We start from the raw sequence: 21472 nt of genomic DNA on the forward strand, positions 1-21472 counted from the left end.
CATGTCACAAACTGACCTTTCTGTTGCCGTTTTGAAGATGGCCAGCGTTAGCCACGCTTTTTCCGACGTGGATGTGAGCCAGCCATTCCATTGGCGTAAGCACATAGAGGGCGTACGCATGGCCCTGATTGGCACGCACCATGAGCTGCAAGATTTGGCCGCCACGCTGGCCGCCCACCGCAGCCAAACTGGCTTGCCCACAACGCTCGTCCAGCAACTTCTGGGGCAATATCACACTGCCTACCGCGAACTGCAAGCCACGCTGCTTGGCATCAGTGATGAGCAGTTTGACCAGGAACCGGCGGCTGGCGAATGGCCCTTACGGGTGATATTGGGCCATATTTTTGACGCAGAGCGCACCTTTTTCGCACTCATCATTTCGGGTAAAGAGCAACAGCAAGCAGGAGTGAAACGGCCGTTTACCTTCCCAGATGGCGAGGTTGAGCGAATTGTTGGCAATCAGGATGCTTTTTACGACATTATCGACAATCAGCCATTGGCAAAGATTCTGCACCACTATGAACAGTTTCACCAGCGCGTTCTCGCTGAGCTAGCAGAGTTAACAGACGAGCAATTTTTGGGGCCATCCCCCATTTGGTGGGAAGAAGAAGAATATACACTGCAATATCGCCTGCACCGCTTTGAAGCCCACATGCGCCAACACCATATCCAAATCGAGAAAACATTGCGGCTGCTGGACCTGCCAGAAACAGAAGCCCATCGCCTGATTCGTCTGGTTTATCGCGCGCTGGCCAGTGTAGAAAATTGCCAGATTGGCGCACCCACATTCAGCACAGAACCACAACACGCCCTGGCAACCATTGTTCGTGAGCGCACGGCCGTTATTCAACAAATTGTGGCAGACTGTCGGCGGTTGGCAGCGGCCGTTCACAACGACGACCTGGCCACCGTCCAACAAATCACAAACGATCACCCCGCCTTGGCCAACGCATTGGCACAAAATGGTCTCTCGTTGCTTATGAACGCGATTTATCTTCGGAAAACGGCTATTGTAGATGCGTTCCAAGCCGCTGATGCCAAAATAGATGTGTTCACGGCAGCTGCCCTCGGCGATGTGCCCCGGCTGCAAGCGTTGGCTGAGGAATGGTCTGGGTATCTCAATCGCTTTGCTAAAGATGGCTTCAACCCGCTACAGTTGGCTTGCTATTTTAATCAAGAAGCTGCCGCGCTTTGGCTGATTAAACAAGATACAGACGTGAACGCTATTGCCAAAAATCAGATGCGCATTGCCCCTATCCATGCTGCTGCCACGCATGGCAACCTCACTATCTTGCGGGCGTTGTTAGAGAATGGGGCAGATGTCAATGCAGCTCAAGAGGGTGGGCATACGGCCGTTCATCAAGCTGCCCACCGCAACAATGTCCCCATGGCACAGCTGCTGCTCGAATTCGGAGCTAACCCCCACCAACCAAACGCCCAAGGGCAGTCTGCGCTGCAAATGGCCCAAGCTGAGGGAAATGATGAAGTAACGGCCGTACTGGCACTCTAAACAAAAAAGGCCCGGCAAACGCCAGGCCTTAATATTGTCACTGCGAGTCTGAGTCGCTTATTGCGTCACTTCACGAACGGCCGATAAAGCCGAATCATAATCTGGAAACTGGGCAATTTCTGGCACGTACTCTACGTACCGAATGATGTCGTCACTATCTACCACAAAAATTGACCGCTGCTCCCAGCGCCGCTCCAAAATGTGCGTCCCATAGGCATCGCCAAAGTTCATATCCATATGGTCAGATAATGTCTGCACCTGGTCTACTCCTGCGGCACCACACCAGTTTGCTTGCGCGGTGGGGAAATCCGAACTTACCGTCAGAATAACCACGTTTTCGCCCAAGTTCGCGGCTTCTTCATTAAATCGACGGGTTTGGGCATCACAAATGCCTGTAAAAAGTGACGGCACCACAGAAATGAGCCGCACTTTACCTTTGCTATCATCCAGGGTGACTTTACTAAAATCGTTGGCAGTTAGCGTAAAGTTTGGGGCCTTATCGCCCACTTTTACCTGCTCACCACGTACAGTTTGTGGGGTTCCTTTCAAGGTAACCGCACCAAAACGCTCTGTTGTCATCAAAACTCCTTTTTCTGTTCTCCAATAATTTGTGAGGTCGCTACCCAATAAGCGATTAAACCAATAATGAGGTGTCCCCCTCATATGGTTCTACGTCGGTCGCCTCTGGCCCTTTGCGCGTCTCTTCTACATCGTACAAAATCCACTGACCTTCCTGAATGTTGCCGGGGTCATTGGTTGTATTCGATTTATGGAAGAAGATTTCTTCGCCGCCACCTCGCATAATAAACCCATACCCTTTTTGGTTGTTGTACCATTTCATACGGCCGATATATTTGCCGGTCTGTGGGTCAATCTGGATGGTGTCTGGCATTGGATACTCTTCACCATTGCTAGAAGAAGCATCTGCATATGCGCTATCGCTTTGGCTTGGCTGGCGCACTGGCGGCGCGGCAGGAGCTAAATCCAGCTCGGCCAAAGATGCCGGTTCGATTGGCAATCCCGCTTGCTCCAAGGCTCGCTGCATCTCTACAGTAAACACAAATTGCTTCCCGTCTTCGTCTGTCGCCCATTGATCTTTGTAATTCATCGTGAAAATCTCCATTGGCCAACTGCTGCAAATATCTAGTAGGGATGATTCAAAACAACATTCCCCGCCTCATTATAGTATAAATCTTATTTTTTTCTCTTTTTTCCACCGTTGGGGGAATCAATGAGGGAAAGTTGTTGGGGAACGGCCGTATCCACCTCGTCCTCTACCTCTGGGCGGCCAATCATCTTTAAGGCTCCTGTAATGCGATTACGCTGCCCAATGGTCATAACAGCACGCGGCTTGATAGCGCGGCTGCCTATGTATGTCTCTTTCAACTTCAGCTTCTTGGTAGAACCGATGCCAGTGGTGATGAGAATCTGGGTTTTTTCGTCGCCAATCAGGGCGGCGACCACCTCAGCTGCCTCTTTGGGCAAGTTCAAATTGCGCACACCTTGTCCATGACGCCCTTGGGTAGGATAGTCGCTCATAGCGGTGGCTTTCGCCATCCCGTTATCGGTAATGCTCCACAAATAGCCATCTGGGTCCACCACAGACATGGCCACAACGCCGTCAGCCTCGTTGGCGAGCTTAATGCCATAGACACCACCGGCTGGCAAGCCAGACGGCCGTACCTCCGCTTCCTTAAAGCGAATTGCCTGTCCAGCGGCCGTCGCCAGCATCACTTCCTGTTCCCCGTTCGTCAGCTCCGCCCAGCCCAGAGCGTCGTCATCCGGCACGTTCATCACCACAAATGGCGAGGAGGTGATGCCAGGCAAATCATCCACCCGAACGCGCTTGACCACACCTGCCAGGGTGGTTAAGAACACATAGCCAGTTGCACTCACCGGCAGCACCTGGGCTGCCGCCAAATGGTCTCGCCGGGAAAAGCCTGTCAAATCAGCCCAATGGCTCCCCTTGCCCAACTCTACTGCTTGCGGCAATTGGTAAACGGGGAGGCTCACGGAACGGCCGTCCGCGGCAAATAAATACAAAATATCCTGTGTGTTGGCCTCGAGCAAAGCAAACGGCTGTTCGGCAGGCTTCAGGGGAATACGCACCATCTCCGGCGATGTCGTCCGCGCTAGCGTCCCTTTCTCGCCAATCATCACCCACACCTGCTCATCCGGCAGTAAATCGGCTGCCGACAGCACTGTTTTAGCATCACCACTGTCAATAATCTGCGTACGGCGCACGTCCTGGTACTTCTCCTTCACAGCCAGCAACTCTTCTTTAATAAGCTCACGCATAAGCCCTGGCTTTGAGAGCAGCTTCTCCAGATATTTAATCTGCGCCAGCAGCTCCTTATGCTCTTCCTGGATTTTGCGCCGTTCCAGTGCTGCCAATCGCCGCAGCTGCATATCCAATATTGCCTGCGCCTGAAGTTCCGTCAGCTTAAACTGCTTGATCAGGTTGTTTTTAGCCGTCTCCACCGTGCGCGAGCGGCGAATCAAATCAATGACAGCATCCAAATTGTCCAGCGCAATGAGCAATCCTTCCAAGATGTGTGCCCGGTTGCGTGCCTTCTCCAAATCATACTCAGAGCGCCGCCGCACAATCTCTTGCCGGTGATCCAAATAAACGCGCAATGCCTGCTTCAGGGTCAGTACGCGCGGTTCGCCATTTACCAACGCCAGCAGCGAGATGCTAAAGGTGCTTTGCATGGGCGTCAGCCGGAACAAATCAGCCAGCACGTCCTCTGGTTCCACATTCCGCGTCGTCTCCAGAATAATGCGCATTCCGTTCCGGTCAGATTCGTCCCGCAAATCTGTTAAGCCCTCAATCTTGCCATCCCGATGCAAATCAGCAATACGTCCCAGCAGATTGGTTTTGTTGGCCTGGTATGGGAGTTCTGTAATCACGATTCGCGACTTGTTGCGCCCCATCTCCTCCACGTGGGCTTTGGCCCGCACAGTAATCCGGCCCCGCCCGGTGGCATACGCATTGGCAATCGCGTCTGTTTCCACCCCTTTCTTGTCACGGAACCGGAACACCAGTCCGCCGGTGGGGAAGTCTGGCCCTTTTATGAAGCGCATCAAGTCAGGCAAAGTCACATCATCCAGCCGATCCCATTGGTCCAGCATGTAGGCCAGGGCGTCAATCACTTCACCCAAATTATGGGGTGGAATGCTGGTCGCCATACCCACTGCAATACCAGATGAGCCATTGACCAGCAAATTGGGAATGGTTGCGGGCAATACGGTCGGTTCAGTTAATGAATCGTCGAAGTTGGTAGTGAAATCGACTGTGTTTTTGTTGATATCTTCCAGCAAGTCGTAGCCCATGCTGGATAAGCGGGCTTCGGTATATCGCATCGCTGCGGCCGCATCACCGTCAATCGAGCCGAAGTTGCCTTGCCCCTCGACCAGCGTGTAGCGCATGGAAAATTCCTGTGCCAGACGCACCATAGCGTCGTATACAGCTTGGTCGCTGTGAGGATGGTATTTACCCAGTACCTCACCCACCACACGCGCCGATTTCTTGAACGAGCTATTCGGCCGTAGTCCCATATCGTACATGGCGTACAAAATGCGACGCTGAACCGGCTTCAGGCCATCCCGCGCATCAGGCAGTGCCCGCGAAACAATCACGCTCATCGCGTAGCTCAGGTACGATTCACGAACCTCAGAATCAATGTTTACTTGTTTTACCAGACCAATTTCCATTTTGTTTCCGCTTTGTCACCAAGACCTGTCAGGTTTCCTAGCTAACCTATTTTGAGTAATTCATTCTCAAACCTGACAGGTCTGAGAGTCCGTTTATGAAATATTTGTTCTAATTTTTGGAGGCTAAATATAGGCAATTTTCCTCAGCCTGTCAAACAAAAAGGGCGCTGAATATGCGCCCTTTACTCGTTCAAATTTTCCCTGATTCATGTTACTCATCAAGATTTTCAATGTACACGAATCCATCTTCTACTTTTACATCATATGTGGGAATGGCCGCGGTGGCAGGCAAGGCTAGCACCGCCCCGGTCCGTACATCAAAACAGGCACCATGACGGGGGCATTCAATAGAATGTCCATTCAGGGGACCATCTGCCAACGGGCCATCATCATGCGAACAAAGATCAGCAATACAATAAAATTCACCATTTACATTCAAAATGATGACGGTTTCATAATCAAACTCGTGAAATTTTCTCTCACCAGGCGCAATGTCTTCAACTCGGGCCACTTTTACAAACTCAGTCACTCTTTCTTCCTTTCTGATGTTTTCCGTCTTGTCTAGCCAAAACTAAAACCTGTCTATTTATTGCCGCGTAATTCGTTGGGGTCGGGCATGCCGTAGGCACCTGCTTTGAGGACCTTGAGCGAGAGCAGGGCACACTTAACCCGCGCCATGCTGAGCTTGACGCCGACCAGTTCTAGCAGTTCATCTTTGTCAAAGTTACGCACCTCTTCTAAGGTTTTGCCTTTGATCTCATCGGTGAGCAGGGAGGCAGCCGCCTGGCTGATGGCACAGCCGTCGCCGCTCCAGGCAACATCGGCTACGCGTTGGTTTTCGTCTAGCTTCACGTCAATGCGAATGACGTCGCCGCAAAGGGGATTGTCTTCTTCGTATGACCAATCGGCCGTTTCTAGCTGACCATGATTGAGCGGATGTTCGTACAGGTCGATGATTTGCTCACGATAGATGCTTTCGTCCATGAGAATCCCCCAATTTATAACCGGAATATCTTTTTGGCCCGATTGAGGCTTTCTACTAATTTGTCTACCTCTTCGGTGGTGGTGTGGATGTAAAAACTGGCGCGGGCGGTTGAGTTAATGCCACATTGATGGTGCAGAGGCATGGCACAATGATGCCCGGCACGGATGGCAATGCCATCTTTATCGAGCAGTTCAGCAATATCATGCGGGTGTAAGCCTTTAATTGTGAAGGAGGCTACACCACCTCGTTGAGCCGCCGATGGCCCCAAGATTTTCAGTTTGTCTACCTCGCTAAGGGCTTCCAGGGCGTAATTGGTGATGAACTGTTCATAGGCATGAACGTTTTCCATGCCCAATTCCGTGAGGTAATCAACGGCCGCTCCCAAACCAATTCCTTCAGCAATGCTAGGCGTCCCCGCCTCGAACTTGTGGGGCAGGTCGGCCCAAATAGAACCTTCTAGCGTTACCCGGCGAATCATGTCGCCACCGCCCATAAAGGGCGGCATCGCCTCCAGAATGTGCCGCTTGCCGTACAGAATACCAATACCGGTTGGCCCACACATTTTGTGGCTCGAAAAGGCTAGGAAGTCACAACCCCAAGCCTGCACATCCACCGGCATGTGAGGCACGGACTGAGCGGCGTCTACCATTGTTAGCGCACCAACTTTGTGGGCGGCTTCCACCAACTTCTTGACTGGATTAACCGTGCCGAAAACGTTGGAAACGGCCGTAAAACTAAACAGCTTCGTCTTTTCGGTGAGCAACTGTGGCAGCTGATCTAAATCCAGCGTGCCGTCAGGCAAAAACGGCAGATGCCGCACCACCACCTCACGCTCTTCGGCCAACATTTGCCAAGGTACAATGTTGGCATGATGCTCCATAGCGGTGATGAGAATTTCATCCCCCGCCTGCAAATTGGTACGCCCCCAGCTATACGCTACTAAATTAAATGCTTCCGTCGCATTCCGTGTGTAAATTACCTCTGCTGAATCGGCTGCATTGATGAAACGAGCAATCCGCTCCCGCGCTCCCTCGTACGCATTGGTCGCTTCTTCGCTCAAGCGGTGGATGCCGCGATGCACGTTGGCATTGGTGTGGCGATAATAATGGTTCATTGCTTCAATAACGGGCAAAGGCTTCTGCGAGGAGGCGGCACTATCCAAGTAAATCAAGGGAACACCTGGATAAACTTCATTTTTTAGAATGGGAAAATCAGCGCGAATTTTATTGACGTCTAGCATTTTGTTCAGTAAGCCGTTTACATTGTCCAGCAATCAGTATCCAGCAAGCAAACTGAATACTGATCACCGTTTACTGGTTATCGATTACCGGCTTTTAGATGGATTTTCAATCGGTACGCCCACCAGATTGCCCCATTCTGTCCAGGAGCCATCATAGTTGCGCACGTTAGGATAACCCAGCAGGTAGGTTAACACAAACCAGGTGTGCGAACTGCGCTCGCCAATGCGGCAGTAAGCCACCACGCTGTTGTCTGGCGAAAGCCCTTGCTCATTTTCGTAGATGTCACGGAGTTGAGCGGCCGTTTTAAACGTCCCATCCTCAGCCACTGCCCGACTCCACGGCACGTTTTTGGCACCTTTGATGTGGCCACCGCGCAGCGCCCCTTCTTGTGGTGAGCCAGGCATGTGCAGCAATTCACCGCTAAACTCTTGCGGGCTGCGTACGTCCACCAGCGGCTGATCGGCCTGCACGTGGGCTAAAACTTGGTCGCGGAAGGCGCGAATCTTGTAGTCTGTGCGGGCAGCGGGCTTGTAATTGGTTGGGGAGAAGGAGGGTTTTTCTTTGGTTAATTCGCGCCCTTCATCAATCCACTTTTTGCGCCCACCGTCCATCACGCGGCAGTCGGCATGGCCAAACAGCTTGAACACCCAAAAGGCGTATGTGGCCCACCAATTATTTTTGTCGCCATAAAAGATGATCGTTGTGTCGCTGCTGATGCCATTGCGGGAGAGTAGGGCTGCAAACGCTGCTTCATCCAAATAGTCGCGACGTATGGCGTCGTTCAAGTCGGCCACCCAATCAATGTGTACCGCATTTTGAATGTGTCCAGTGCTGTAAAGCAGCACATCCTCGTTGGATTCCACCAGCCGAACTTTGTCGGTATTATTTAGATTGTCGGCAACCCACTGAGTCGTTACTAGCACGTCTCCATGTACATATCCTTTATCACTCATTATCAATTTCGCTCCTGCATTTAATCATTTAACAATTTGAACTCTAGAAAACAAAAACGATGGCTTTGCCATCAGTCCTTTTGCGTAGGCGAGAGGCAAGGCCACCGTTTACCATGATCAACTCAATCGGCAATCAGTCAGGTCATCCCTCTCGCCTGTTACACAAGCACCGATACTCATTGAAGCGATCATCTGTTTGTTTCATGTTAATTTAGCCAATCTTTTCGACGATGCGGTCGAAGATGCGATTGCGAATACCCTCAAACGGAATGCGGCGCATGAGCGGGTCGAAGAAGCCCTGAACCGACATTTCTACGGCCGTTTTCCGGGGAATGCCGCGGCTCATCAGGTAAAACAGTTCTTCGGGGTCTAGCTGACCAATTGCGGAAGCATGGGTGCAGGCCACATCATCAGCCTCAATTTCCAATCCAGGAATTGAGTCGGCGCGGGCAGTCTTGTCCAACATCAGGTTCCGGTTCGCCTGAAACCCGTCAATTTTCTGCGCACCGGGCAATGCTTTGATCATCCCTTGCCAAACGGTGCGGGATTTCTCGCGCAGTGCGCCCTTGTAGAGCAAGTCACTGACGGTGTCACCGGCGTTGTGGTTTTGCTGCGTATCCAGGTCCAGGTGCTGACGGCCGTTTGTAAAGAAAATGCCAGACATGCGACCCCAACCACCAGGCTTGTCCAGCTCCAGCGTTTGGAACGCTTTTGTCAGGCGCGTCCCCATCATGCTTGTTACCCAATCCAGCTTGCCGTCGCGACCTACGCGGCCCCGTTCATGGTTGAACTGCCACATATTCTGGCCAAAATCCTGCAAACCTGCGTAGATCAGGCTAGCATTGTCACCGACTAAAAGCTCGATAGCCCCGTTATGCAAGCCAGATGCTTCTTCGGATGAGGCGTACTCATCCATGAAGATCGCCTCGGCTCCTTCTTCCAGCACCACCAGGGTGTGGGTGAACGTTTTGCCATTTACAGACCAGAGCACACTGTGCAGCGGAGCAGCCGCTTTCACATTTTTAGGCACATAGAGAAAGGTGCCGCCACGCCAAAATGCACCATGCATGGCCGCAAACTTGCCTTCGGTTACCTGCACACCCTCTGTCATGAAATATTTTTGGATGAGATCGGGGTGATTGGAAACGGCCGTGTGCATATCGCAGAAGATCACACCCTGTTCCTTCAAGGCCTCGCTTAGTTCATACTGGCGGGTCACGCCGTCAATCTGTAACAAGCTGCCACCAACTTCTTCACCCGTCAGTTCCTTGCCCAAAAAGTCTGGAATGTCCCAACTGGTGGCAGCATCACCATTCACCGATGGCCCAATTGCTTCTGGCTTGAAGCGCCGAATATTGGTGCGCCGCCACTCCTCGCTGCTCGTTGTGGGCATGGGCAGATTTTCGTAAACTTCAAACGCTTTCAGGCGGAAATCGAGCATCCACTCCGGTTCGTTCAGCGTTGTGGATAATTTTTTAACTGCGTCTTGTGTAAATGTTGTCATGATGCTTACCCAATCGATCCTTCCATCTGTAGCTGAATCAAACGATTCATCTCAATGGCATACTCCATCGGTAGCTCACGTACCAGCGGCTCGATGAAGCCATTTACAATCATGGAAGTGGCGGTTTCTTCGTCGATGCCTCGGCTCATCAGGTAAAAGAGCTGCTCTTCCCCCACCTTGCTCACCGATGCCTCGTGCCCAATGTTCACATCTTCTTCTTCAATCTCGATGTATGGGTACGTATCAGAACGGCTGGCTTCATCCAGCAGCAGCGCGTCACAAACAACGTTCGATTTGCAGTTGTCTGCCCCTTTATTTACCTTGAGCAGACCACGATACGAGGAACGGCCGCCATCTTTGCTGATGGATTTGGAGATGATGCGGCTGGTCGTGTTCGGAGCTGCGTGAACCACCTTGCCGCCAGCATCCTGATGTTGCCCCTTGCCGGCAAAGGCAATGGACAAAATCTCGCCGTGTGCGCCTTCGCCCGTCATGTAGACGGCCGGGTATTTCATCGTCACTTTGGAACCAAGGTTGCCATCTACCCACTCCATCGTGGCATTTTCTTCGGCGATGGCGCGCTTGGTAACCAAATTGTAGACATTGTTGGACCAGTTCTGAATAGTGGTGTAACGGCAGCGGCCACCCTTCTTCACGATGATTTCTACCACGGCGGAGTGAAGCGAATCCTCAGAATAGATGGGTGCGGTACACCCTTCTACGTAATGGACGTAAGCACCTTCATCGACGATGATGAGCGTGCGCTCAAACTGGCCCACGTTTTTGGCATTGATACGGAAATATGCCTGCAAGGGCATTTCTACATGAACACCCGGTGGCACATAGATGAAAGAACCGCCCGACCACACGGCCGTATTCAAAGCGGCAAACTTGTTGTCGTTGTGGGGAATAATGGTGGCAAAATACTCTTTTACCAGTTCAGGATATTGGGCCAAGCCGTCATCCATACCCAGGAAAATCACACCCTTCTCTTCCAAATCCTTCTTGATGTTGTGGTAAACAACCTCAGATTCGTACTGAGCGGCCACGCCAGACAGAAACTTCTGCTCTGCTTCGGGGATGCCTAATTTATTGAAAGTATCTTTAATATAGCTGGGCACATCTTCCCACGTGTCGCCCTGCCGATCGGCCGGTTTGATGTAGTAGTAAATATCTTCAAAGTTGATGCCGCTAAGGTCAGACCCCCATTCGGGCATGGGTCGTTCAAGGAAGTGCTGGTATGCTTTCAGGCGAATGTCTAGCATCCATTCTGGCTCACCTTTACGGGCAGACATGGTGCGGATCACATCTTCATCCAGCCCTTTTTCTGCCTTGTAAACGTAATCTTCGGCGTCAGCAAAGCCGTATTTGGACGCATAATCTTGATTGACGAGACCCACAACTTCTTCTTCGGTCAGTTCAGTTTCTGGAACATTCACTAAGTTATCGGCCATTTTATGCCTCCTCTAAAGCATTATGCTTCTCGCGCAGCCAATCGTACCCTTTCTCTTCCAGCTTGATTGCCAGCTCTGGGCCACCACTTTCAACGATACGGCCGTCCATCATAATGTGAACATAGTCGGGCTTGATGTAATTGAGAATACGTTGGTAATGAGTAATGACCAAAGCACCCATATTGAACTCTTCACGCAGCCGATTGGCTCCCTCAGAGACAACGCGCAGGGCATCAATGTCCAAACCGGAATCTGTCTCATCCATAATTGTAATTTTGGGTTCGACGGTCGCCATCTGCAAAATCTCGACGCGCTTCTTTTCACCACCAGAGAACCCTTCGTTCAGGTAACGGCCAGCAAACTTGTGGTCGATGCCCAGCATATCCATCTTTTCCTTTAATAAACGGCGAAATTGAGGAATTGAGATCCCTTTGTCTTCGGGGTTTTCTGCCTGGCGGCGGGAGTTAATGGTTTGGCGCAAGAATTTTGCCAGCGTTACGCCAGGCACAGAAGCTGGATATTGGAAAGCGAGAAAAAGGCCCGCACGCGAGCGTTCATCTGCTTCCATCTCAAACAGGTCTTCACCACCAAACACAACTTGTCCGGCAGTGGCCTCATAAGCGGGATGGCCTGCTAACGTATAGGCCAGCGTGCTTTTGCCAGACCCATTTGGCCCCATCAGCGCATGAACTTCCCCCTGCTTCACTAATAAATCAATACCTTTCAAAATAGGTTGATCACCTATGCTTACGTGTAAATTTTTAATTTCTAAGGCGATTGTCATTGTTGTTTTTTATCTCCTGTCGAGTTTTTCTATGCATTCAAGGTTTTGCCCATATTCTGCGTGGGATTATAGCATAGGCCCAGAATAGCGTCAATATTTATGATAAATATCATAAAAATAGCGGCAATTGACAAGTTAGTCTGGTGTTGCTATACTTTTTCCTGATATTTTTAGCTGCATTCAGGGAAAACAAAGCTAATAATTCGAAATAGCCCGTCTATATTCTGTAGATATTTGTAAAGCTAGCTATTTTAGTAAGGTTGTTGGGGATTTTGTAAAAGCAACGGCCGTTGGTATTGTGAGTTGGCACAATTATCAAATCACATACTATGCTAATTCATTAAAGTAAGCAGAAGATGATGCTGCTTACCGAGCAGAGGATTCTATCGTGAAATCGGTAACAAGCAAGGGGAAACAGAATACGCGAGACCTTATACTTCATGCGCTCAAGTCGTCTGCCCAAAGCAAAATTGAGGTGTTAGCAGAAGCAGCAGATGTCTCGCCCATTACGGTACGCCACCACCTGAATGCACTCCAGGCAGAAGGGCTTATTGAGGTAGACAGTGTGCGACGTAAGGTGGGACGGCCGTATTACGTCTATAGCCTGAGCGAAAAAGGAAATGAGCTGTTTCCGCAAAAATATTTCAGCCTGACGAACCGCCTGTTGGAAGAGCTAAAAGACCGCCTACCACCCGACGCAGTGAATGAAATTTTCGTCAGTCTGGTTGAGCGAATGATGCAAGAACGGGCCGGAGAGTTTGAAGGACTCCCCTTCGAAGAACGGCTCAATTATGTGATAAACTTACTGGAAACAGAAGGCTTCCTGGCCCGCTGGGAAAAAACGGAAGACGGCCGTTACCAAATCATTGAATATAGCTGTCCCTACATTTCAATGGGACAGCAGCACGCCGAGGTGTGCACGCTAGATAAACAACTTATGATTACGGTATTGGGAACGGCCGTCGAGCAGCATAGCTGCATGTTAGATGGTGACGATTGTTGCCAATTCACATTGCCATTACGGCCGTCTGACATTCAGATAAACTCATAACAATAGGACTTACGCATTCGCCCTAACTCGACTACAAAAGTCTTGGGTCTAATGATGTAAATTCCAGAGAGAACAAGATTTTTGTACTCTTCACTGCGGAAGTCCTGAACAAAATAGCTTGAAGGAAAACACAAATGATTGCTAATAAAGAAGAAGAATTGATCGAATCATTGCGCAGCGTAATTGACCCGGAAATTGGGCTAAATGTAGTTGAATTGGGCCTCGTGCGGAACTTAGACATCGAAGAAGAGACCGATGCCGCCAAAATCACGATGATCCTCACCACCCCATTCTGCCCTTACGGTCCTCAAATCATTGAACAAGTGCGTATGGCTGGCAGCCAGGTAATGGAAGGTGGCGTCACTGTAGAAATTGGCACCGAATTGTGGGACCCCTCCATGATGGAAGAAGGTGCGGGTGGCGATTGGGGATTGTTTTAATCTCCAGGCTGCAACGAGCCTCCAATCCGCTCTTGTAACCAATAGCTGAATTACTGAACAGGCTCCCTGACCGGGAGCTTTTTCTTTGCGGGTCGCTGGAAAAACCGCTGAAACAAGAAGCCCATTGCATTGGCCGTTTGCGTAAATAGCAACATCCCAGTGAGCAAAATAGCGCGAATATCTTGCGCCATGGTCAGAGGATAGCTGATAAGCCTTAGATAGAAAGTGGGTGACTCCACATGAATCGCTTCATTCTTGCGCTGGCTGCGGAGCCAACGGTACACCCAGGCACCCCGCCCGTAATTGAAGTGCTGCCGCCAGAATGAAAAAAGCTGCAAATGGTGAGCATGGTAAATCACTGCACCACGCAAATACACCATGCCCAGGCCGTGATCCAGCCAGCGATCGCACAGTTCACGATCTTCTCCAGCAGCCAAAGACATGGCTTCTTCAAAGCCACCTACTTCCCAAAACAAATCTTTGGCGACGGCAAAGTTGTTAGATGTGAAAAAGCGAACCTGAGATTCAGTCTGGTTGTAGTAATGGTACAAAAAGTCGATGAGCAACTGGCTGGTGATAGAAAATGGGTTGCGGTGCAGGGCGTTTCTGGTGTAGCCCCCAACCATTTTGTGCGGATCAACCAACAACTGAGTGGCCAACTTCTGCAACCAGGATGAGGCGGGCGCACAATCATCATCGGTAAAGGCCAGGAAACGGCCGTTTGCCAACCTGGCCCCATGATTCCGAGCCGCTGCTGGCCCTGAATTTTGCTGCACCACGTATCGCAAATTGAAGCGCAGCTCAAACTCTGCCACAATTTCAGCCAGCGATTGGTCACCGCCGTCATTCACCACAATCACCTCAAACTGATCCCGCGGATAATCCAATGCTTCCAGCGACCGCAGGCAACGTCGGAGCTGACGCGGGCGATTGTACGTCGGCACAATAATGGAAAAAGTAGGCAATAGTTTGCTCATGAGAATAAAATTGTCGCCAGACGACTAGCCTGCCGTTGATAAAATTGGCCGAAACGGTAAGCCGCCTGGGCAAAGGCGACCAGAGCGGCAAATGACCACGGTTCTTCTTGCTGCCGCACAGATTCCGCTAGAGCAAGATAAAAGTTGCGGGCAGTGCTGGGCTGAATCACATGGCCGTTTCGCGCTTGTTTAGCAATAGCCTGCAAGAAAAAGTGTCCGCCACGGCCGTACCGGAACTGCTGCTGCACATGCCCCCAATTACTTAAATTATGATCATGCCACACTTGTGCCTCTGGCCAATACCCCTGGCTCCAACCTTGTGCTACCAGTCGAAACCCCAGCTCCATATCTTCCCCCGCCGCCAGAGGAAACGTTTCATCAAAACCCCCAACGGCCGTAAACGCAGCCCGCCAATATGCCACATTGTTAGACAGTAGCATCAAGCTATTTTGAGAGGCATCTTGCATGTAATCATACATAAATTCCACCAGGAAGTGGGCAGCCCGCATAGCCAATTTGTCTGGCTGAGGGTTGCGCCAACTGCCCCCTAGCGCATCGCAGCTAGTTTGGGCAAAGCCTGTGGCAAACTGATGCAGCCAATCGGGCATTACCCGGCAATCGTCATCGGTGAAGGCGAGCGTATCGAACTGGGCAACGGCGGCTCCTCGGTTCCGGGCGGCGGCGGGACCAGCCTGCGGCGCGTCGATCAGCTTAAGTGGCAATACGTTTTTCAAGTGGGTGGAGACGGCCGTAAATGAATCCTCACCGCCATCATTCACCGCAATCAGCTCCCAGGCACCCGCCGGGTACTCTAGCTGGCAGAAGCTGTGTAAACAGGCAGCTAACGCCTCTGGCCGGTTCCGCGTGGGAATGATGACACTAAACTGCATCATGACAAATATCCAAGTCGCTCCATTGTTTGGCCGGCAACTTCCATCACTGTCTCTAGCTCCTCTGGCGTCAATCCTTTTTTGTATTTGCCAATACTGCCGGGATTGATCATGTCCGTTGGAAAGCCAGCAGGATCAACACCGATTGCCTCGCTCACGCGCGCCAGCTCTTTCTCTGGCTCGTGCATCAATGCTTCATACTGCAAAATGATCAGCTTGTCGGCATGTTTTTCCATGATTTCAACACCGCGTACCCATCGAGCCGCGATCTTTTCTGCATTATTAACTTTGTGGACCCAATCGGCATCTTTCCAATTACCCCGTGCCTGGACCAAAAACGAGCTAGTCACGTCCCGACAATCTCGATAAATAACCAACCGGTTCAAATCCTCATTTTGCACATATTCGTTCATGCGAAAGAGGTAATGGGGCCATTTGTCACCAACCACCTGTGCGTTGGGAAACATGGCGCGATAAGTTGCTTCAAGGGAAACGGCCGTTACCTCCTCCCGGTACTGCTGGCGAAACCGCCACAGGTGGCGCAACGCAAAGCGCAAATTATTACTTTTCAGCAGCTTGGGTTTGTCGGCATAAGAAATATCAAACGCCCATTTACCCTGGACGCGCCGCCAGCGATCAAAAATATTGCGGGCATATTGCCAGTACGATTGCCCCAAAAAGCTAAAGCAGCCAAACTCATTGGTCATCGCCATCTCTGGATGCAAATCGCACAACGTTTGCAGTAGCGTCGTGCCAGAGCGGGGATGCCCCCCAATCATCAAAATCATAAACGCTTCCTACCTCATTCAGGATTTAGGATTTGTCTCAAATATTTCAGCCGTTTCCGACTGCGCATCCGAATTCCTTTTAATTTATTTTCTAGTCGAATGGCCCACTTTGGCTCATCGGCAAATTCGTCAGCCATTTCAAAACAAAATTCACGCCGCAATAATTTAGCAGGCACACGCAAGTTGCCTACGCCTACCCGGTTCCGGAAATTTCGTTGATGCACAACCTGTAGCCATTGTGGCGACATATCGATTTGGACAATATCCCCAAACTCAGCCAGTTTATGATGCCCGGCAAGCCAAACCGTCTGAAAATTATCAATCTCTTCAATGAAACTAATAAATGGGTTAGATAAATGTCGCTTTTTGTATAGCTTGTTCCGCCGCAGAATATAGCCGTTTGGGAAGTTCACAAATTCGGCTGACTGGCCAGCAAAATGTGCTTGAACGTTCGCTAAAAAATGTTTACTTACAGCGTCGTCATTATCTAAACGAGTAGTAATGATGTGGGTTGTTTCAGGTAGGCAGTGTGCTTGAATCTGATTTGACAATAGCATGTGTGCCGTTGGCGATCCAATTTCTAACGATTCAACATAAACCGGCACAAAATTGGGCCAACGTGTATAAGCATCAATTTGCTGCTTAAATTGAGGAGGCGTTGCCGCATCAAAAAAGACGAACCAGCAAAAATTTTTGACTGTCTGACACCGCAATGAAGCATAAGTGTACTTCTCAAATAGCTGAAAACGATGAGTCAGCCATCTAGTGGAAGGCACCTGCCCCTGCGAAAATTCAGTCCGCACGTTAAAGCGGGTCAGTACAAAATGCTTGAATTGAGTCATTTGTACCCTAAGCGGCGCATTGTGGGGCCAGCTACGGCCGTTACCTCTGCCAATTCTGCTTCGGTGAGTCCTTTTCTATGCTTTCCCAGGCTATCCATTTTGATTGTTTGCGGCTTGAAGCCAGCGGGATCGACATCTAGCCAACTGGCCAAGCCATTCAACACATGCTCCGGCTCTTGGACGAGCTGTTCATATTGAATAATGTGAATGTCGTCAGCCAACTTTTCCATTAGGACGATGTGATTCACCCAATTTGCAGCTATCTTCTCAGCGGTGTCTACCTCTTTAGCCCATTCTCTGGTGCGCCAAACAGTGCGTACTTTTTCCAAAAAGGAGCTGGTCACATCTCGGCAATCCCGGTAAATGACGACTATGTGACTCTCTTTATTTTTTGATAATTGAGGAAGCAAGGGCATGTATTGGGGCAACTTATCGCCAACAACGGCCGTTTCTGGCCAAAGCATTTCTAACGCCCCTGCCACAGCCTCGACCGTCACCGGGCCGTGAGCCATCTGTGCCAAATGCCAACCATACCGCAACGTAAACCAAAAATTATGCCAATGACGACGAGGGTCAGTCGCAAATTGGGAGTCAAACGCCCAACGGCCGTTTACCAACCGCCACTGTGCCCAGCGCGCCGCCCATGCCTGCCGCACCGTTAGCCCCATATCTGCAAAACAGCCAAACTCATTGGCGACCTTCATTTGTGGATGTCCATCACACAAACGGCGCAACAGCGTGGTACCAGACCGTTGATGTCCAGAAATGATCAAATGCACGCTACTCCTCCAAATCCTGAAAGGAAAAATTGCTGCTTAGAGATGCCTTCAAATTTGCTGGCACGTCCAACTCTGCAAGGTACGCACTCACTTCGGCTTCGGTTAGCGAACGCGCACGGTGCAAAACGTGAACATCCCAGCCACGGGGTAAGGGGAACTGCGCAATATCCTCAAATATGTCGCCAAACGTCTCTGATGGATTTTGCAAAACCGTGCTGACCCCATTGGCATACGGGTTATTTTTGAGCTGCGGAATGTACACAACGTAATCGGTAGTAAGCCAATCGGCACTGTAACGACCGTGCCTTCGGATCGGCACAATACTCAACTCTGCCTGAGGAAAGTTCTGCATTCTAAAATAGCGCAGGCTAGCAAAGCTAAAAATCTCAGCACTTTCAGTGACCACGGCGACGCTGCAGGTTGCCTCAGAGCAACGTTCGTCCTCCAATATCGTTTGCAAAATAGCTAGCTCTTGCCAATTTTGCTGGCGTGGCGGATTGGGGCAGTAAGCAACAACCATCCGCCAGCCACAGGACGTTTCCAGCGGCGCCCCTAACGTCTGCGCCAGTCGCTCGCTGTTATCGCCCAATTCGGCCGTGACCACATACGCATTAAAGATGGCAACGAATACAGCCGTCACCAACAGGCAGCGAGTAAACAGTTCTCCTAGCCGCTGGGAAGGTGCATCTCCCAACGCATCTTGCAAATCCATGATGAAAACGGCCGTTATCACCCCCACAACTGGCAACACAGCCGCAAAATTCATCCAGGCTAGCGTTCCCTGGCGCAGCCCCATGCCCACATACATCAAAATAAATGTCAGACTCAGCATGAAGCGATACGGCCGTTTGACAAACAGATAAACCACCAGCCCAGCCCCAAACAGGTAGGTGAAAAAGTTGGTAATCACACCAGGCAACGTCCATAAATACCAAAAAGGTGACGCCGGAATGTTGGAAAATCCGTACCGTTCAGACGACCAATTGGTGGCACTTTCCACCACCAATCCTGAAACGTCATCCCGCACCAAGTAATACCAAGCAGCCGTGAGCAACCCAGCAATTACCAGACCTGGCAATAAACCTTTAATTATATGCGGCCGTTTCAAACATCCCCAAGCCTCCCCTGCAACTCCACGCCAGGAAAATCCACCAACTGCCGTAGCCTCATTACTCCCACCTGCCGAAAAGATAGCATACACCACCAATATGAATGTAGGCGGCAGCACCATGTAAATGGCATTCGGATGCAGCCACAGCGTCAGCAGCAGCACCAGGCAAAAGAGCCAGGCATCCCGCACGGTGCGGTGTTTCAGCAACCGCAACAGCAGCCACAGCCACAGCATCACCATGGCAGGCAATACCGAATGCGGCCGAATAATCCGCGTAAGCTGCATAATCGGCGGCAAAGTACCTACCAATAGCGCAGCAAGCAAGCCACTTTGCCTGTTTTTCATTAACTTGCCCATCCCATAGGCACCAATCATCAGCAAGCCATTCATCACCAGATTCAGCACCAGCATTGCGTCCAGCGAACGGCCGAACAGTAACACAAAAATGGCGGCTCCGAACTGGTACAGTGGCGACCGTGGCCCAATGCGCGTCTCCATGATCAATTGAGGCAAATCAGCTAACCCATTGGCACTTAAATGATCTGCAATCTCCAAAGCCCGCTGTGGGTATGGATCGACAAAGGGTTGGTACCGCGCGTCCTGCCTAATCCAGCGCACCTGAAGGAGCGTGATGAGCAAAATAAGCCCCGCCAGCAGCAGCGGGTAAAGCCACTTAGGAAACTGCCTCATGGTTGTCCTTGTCGCTCCAGGCGTCGCTGATGCAGCGCGTACAGCGTGGCATACTCCCTATCCAGTGCCATCAGCTCCTCATGGGAACCTGCCTCGACAATACGGCCTTTCTCCATTACCAAAATGCGGTCGGCAATGCTCACTGTGGAAAAGCGATGTGAGATCAATATCGTAGTGCGCCCTTGGGCCAGCTCCCGAAAGTTGGAAAAAATGCGGAACTCGGTACGAGGGTCTAGATTAGAGGTTGGCTCATCCAGGATGAGCAGAGCGGCATCGCGGGCGAAGGCACGGGCAATCGCAATTTTTTGCCACTGGCCACCAGAAAGCGTGTGGGTACCAAACATCCGCCCAAGCTGCGTGTCGTACCCATCTGGCATCTGCTCGATCATGCGGTGAGCATCTGCCAGACGGGCAATTTCTTCAATTCGGGCCGCATCGTTGAGCAGGTTGTGCCAATCTCCGTAAGCGATATTGTGGGCGACGGTGGCTTCGTAACGGCCGTACTGCTGAAACACAAATGAAAGCTGCCGATGCAAACTGTCCAATGACAGTTCCCGCACATCCATGCCATCCAGCCACACCGTGCCCGACGTGGGATCATAAAGTCGAGCAATCAGCTTCACCAACGTCGTTTTACCGGCACCGTTGCGCCCCACAATCGCCACTGTCTCCCCTGGTTGAATATGCAGCGAAATATTGTGCAGCACAGACGTGGTGGTTCCGGGATAAGTGAACGAAACGTCTTCAAACAGCACCTCTCCTCGGCAACTGGATAGTTCCACACCCTCGGTGGCTGACCGGTACAGGGTGGGATCAAGGGCAAAAAATTCCTGCAAATTGGCGATGTACAGCGTGTGCTCCAGCGCACCGGTAGTAGCCAAAATGGCCTGTTCCAACGATTGTCGTAGCCGCGCCATCGCCCCACCAAAAATAGCAATATCCCCAATCGTCAAATCGCTGTTGACCACTCGCAAGGCCACGCGGGCAAACGTGAGGTAGAAACCAACCGCCGCAACGGTGGCATACAGCGAGCTTCCCCAAAAAATGCGTCGGTTTACCTGCTGATTGTGATCCCGAAATTCAGTCATCAACGCCTTGAATTTGTTGATGAGCAGTGGGGCCAACCGTAGCAGCTTCACCTCTGGCACAAAATCCTGACCCGTCAGGCGCATCACAAAATAGCGCGTCCACCGCTGTTTAGTAACGCGGTTGAACTCCATTTGGTAACGCTCTCTAGCCAGCCGCCATTGAAAATAAAGATAAGGAATCGCAATCGCCACCAAAACCAATATGATCAGCGGCTCGATTGCTGCCAAAATAATGACCAATGAAATCATCTGCACCACGTTGGCGGCAATGGTTAATACTTTGCCAATAAACTGGGAGAAACGCCCGGCCACATTTTGCTGGGTGCGTTCCAGCATGTCCTGGAAACGTACATCCTCAAAGTGAGACATATCCAGCCTGGCGGCGTGGGTAAGCACGTCGCTGGTGATGTGCAGATTTAGCTCATCGTGCAGGCGGCGATTGAAATATTTGATGGTAAAGTCGCCGATTGTTTCCAGCAAGGTGATGCCAAAGCTAATGGAGAGCCAGTAAAGCAGCGGGCCTGTCTCCCCACCGCCGTTGCTCACCAAGTCGGAAGCGGCATTGACCAGGCCGCGCACGGCAAAGGCCAACGCAGCTGGCACCAGGCTGTGCAGCAGGGTGATGACTGTAAGTGCCAGCAACAAGCCTCTGTGAATGCCCCAGGTAACGT

At 51.0% G+C, this 21472-nt stretch carries 19 protein-coding genes and 1 pseudogene; 3 read left to right on the plus strand and 17 right to left on the minus strand.

Features of this window, described 5'->3' with window-relative positions; all coding sequences use genetic code 11:
* The first annotated feature begins 1 nt into the window (after position 1).
* Positions 2-1510 carry an ankyrin repeat domain-containing protein gene (locus tag ACOQPU_RS00740; protein WP_420643225.1) on the plus strand — a complete coding sequence of 503 codons (1509 nt, stop codon included), beginning with the start codon at positions 2-4 and terminating at the stop codon, positions 1508-1510.
* 57 nt (positions 1511-1567) lie between these two features.
* Here ACOQPU_RS00740 and tpx read toward each other — a convergent pair whose 3' ends face one another.
* From tpx to sufC, 10 genes are all read right to left on the minus strand, one after another.
* On the minus strand, positions 1568-2089 hold the full coding sequence (gene tpx / locus ACOQPU_RS00745; RefSeq protein ID WP_420643226.1) for a thiol peroxidase: 522 nt from the start codon (positions 2087-2089) through the stop codon (positions 1568-1570).
* Between the two features lie 55 nt (positions 2090-2144).
* On the minus strand, positions 2145-2618 hold the full coding sequence (locus ACOQPU_RS00750) for a cold-shock protein (RefSeq protein ID WP_420643227.1): 474 nt from the start codon (positions 2616-2618) through the stop codon (positions 2145-2147).
* An 86-nt stretch (positions 2619-2704) separates the two neighbouring features.
* Positions 2705-5224, minus strand: a complete 2520-nt coding sequence (gyrA, locus tag ACOQPU_RS00755; RefSeq protein WP_420643228.1) for a DNA gyrase subunit A — start codon at positions 5222-5224, stop codon at positions 2705-2707.
* A gap of 211 nt (positions 5225-5435) precedes the next feature.
* Positions 5436-5753: a non-heme iron oxygenase ferredoxin subunit gene (locus ACOQPU_RS00760; protein WP_420643229.1), complete on the minus strand. Its 318-nt coding sequence runs from the start codon at positions 5751-5753 to the stop codon at positions 5436-5438.
* A gap of 53 nt (positions 5754-5806) precedes the next feature.
* On the minus strand, positions 5807-6208 hold the full coding sequence (gene sufU / locus ACOQPU_RS00765; RefSeq protein WP_420643230.1) for a Fe-S cluster assembly sulfur transfer protein SufU: 402 nt from the start codon (positions 6206-6208) through the stop codon (positions 5807-5809).
* Between the two features lie 14 nt (positions 6209-6222).
* Complete coding sequence (locus ACOQPU_RS00770; RefSeq protein ID WP_420643231.1) at positions 6223-7482, minus strand: aminotransferase class V-fold PLP-dependent enzyme; 1260 nt, start codon at positions 7480-7482, stop codon at positions 6223-6225.
* Positions 7483-7533: 51 nt separating this feature from the next.
* On the minus strand, positions 7534-8403 hold the full coding sequence (locus ACOQPU_RS00775) for a sulfurtransferase (RefSeq protein ID WP_420643232.1): 870 nt from the start codon (positions 8401-8403) through the stop codon (positions 7534-7536).
* Between the two features lie 211 nt (positions 8404-8614).
* Positions 8615-9907 (minus strand): Fe-S cluster assembly protein SufD, encoded by a 1293-nt coding sequence (sufD, locus tag ACOQPU_RS00780; protein ID WP_420643233.1) that lies wholly within the window; start codon positions 9905-9907, stop codon positions 8615-8617.
* Positions 9908-9912: 5 nt separating this feature from the next.
* On the minus strand, positions 9913-11361 hold the full coding sequence (sufB, locus tag ACOQPU_RS00785) for a Fe-S cluster assembly protein SufB (protein ID WP_420643234.1): 1449 nt from the start codon (positions 11359-11361) through the stop codon (positions 9913-9915).
* A 1-nt stretch (position 11362) separates the two neighbouring features.
* Positions 11363-12145 carry a Fe-S cluster assembly ATPase SufC gene (gene sufC, locus ACOQPU_RS00790; protein WP_420643235.1) on the minus strand — a complete coding sequence of 261 codons (783 nt, stop codon included), beginning with the start codon at positions 12143-12145 and terminating at the stop codon, positions 11363-11365.
* A gap of 388 nt (positions 12146-12533) precedes the next feature.
* Between sufC and ACOQPU_RS00795 the strand changes: the two genes are divergently transcribed.
* The gene (locus ACOQPU_RS00795) at positions 12534-13196 is read left to right on the plus strand and encodes a helix-turn-helix transcriptional regulator (RefSeq protein WP_420643236.1); all 663 of its coding nucleotides are present in this window, start codon (positions 12534-12536) and stop codon (positions 13194-13196) included.
* A 134-nt stretch (positions 13197-13330) separates the two neighbouring features.
* Complete coding sequence (locus tag ACOQPU_RS00800; RefSeq protein WP_420643237.1) at positions 13331-13636, plus strand: metal-sulfur cluster assembly factor; 306 nt, start codon at positions 13331-13333, stop codon at positions 13634-13636.
* 50 nt (positions 13637-13686) lie between these two features.
* Here the strand turns inward: ACOQPU_RS00800 and ACOQPU_RS00805 are convergent, their stop codons facing one another.
* The 7 genes and pseudogenes from ACOQPU_RS00805 to ACOQPU_RS00835 form a co-directional block, all read right to left on the minus strand.
* Positions 13687-14613 carry a glycosyltransferase gene (locus ACOQPU_RS00805; protein ID WP_420643238.1) on the minus strand — a complete coding sequence of 309 codons (927 nt, stop codon included), beginning with the start codon at positions 14611-14613 and terminating at the stop codon, positions 13687-13689.
* Positions 14610-15506 (minus strand): glycosyltransferase, encoded by an 897-nt coding sequence (locus ACOQPU_RS00810; protein ID WP_420643239.1) that lies wholly within the window; start codon positions 15504-15506, stop codon positions 14610-14612. Before ACOQPU_RS00810 ends, ACOQPU_RS00805 begins: the two co-directional genes overlap by 4 nt.
* Complete coding sequence (locus tag ACOQPU_RS00815; RefSeq protein ID WP_420643240.1) at positions 15503-16291, minus strand: sulfotransferase family protein; 789 nt, start codon at positions 16289-16291, stop codon at positions 15503-15505. The genes ACOQPU_RS00810 and ACOQPU_RS00815 overlap by 4 nt, the downstream gene beginning before the upstream one ends.
* Positions 16292-16305: 14 nt before the next feature.
* Positions 16306-17133: a glycosyltransferase gene (locus tag ACOQPU_RS00820; protein ID WP_420643241.1), complete on the minus strand. Its 828-nt coding sequence runs from the start codon at positions 17131-17133 to the stop codon at positions 16306-16308.
* The gene (locus ACOQPU_RS00825) at positions 17130-17912 is read right to left on the minus strand and encodes a sulfotransferase family protein (protein ID WP_420643242.1); all 783 of its coding nucleotides are present in this window, start codon (positions 17910-17912) and stop codon (positions 17130-17132) included. Before ACOQPU_RS00825 ends, ACOQPU_RS00820 begins: the two co-directional genes overlap by 4 nt.
* Before the next feature lies 1 nt (position 17913).
* Entirely contained in the window at positions 17914-19713 is a 1800-nt protein-coding gene (locus ACOQPU_RS00830) for a glycosyltransferase family 39 protein (protein WP_420643243.1), read from the minus strand.
* Positions 19714-19964: 251 nt separating this feature from the next.
* Positions 19965-21170: pseudogene (locus ACOQPU_RS00835) on the minus strand (ABC transporter ATP-binding protein); the annotation flags it as partial.
* Positions 21171-21472 lie beyond the last annotated feature (302 nt).

The organism is Candidatus Leptofilum sp. (genome assembly GCF_965223285.1).
GTDB lineage: Bacteria > Chloroflexota > Anaerolineae > Promineifilales > Promineifilaceae > Leptofilum.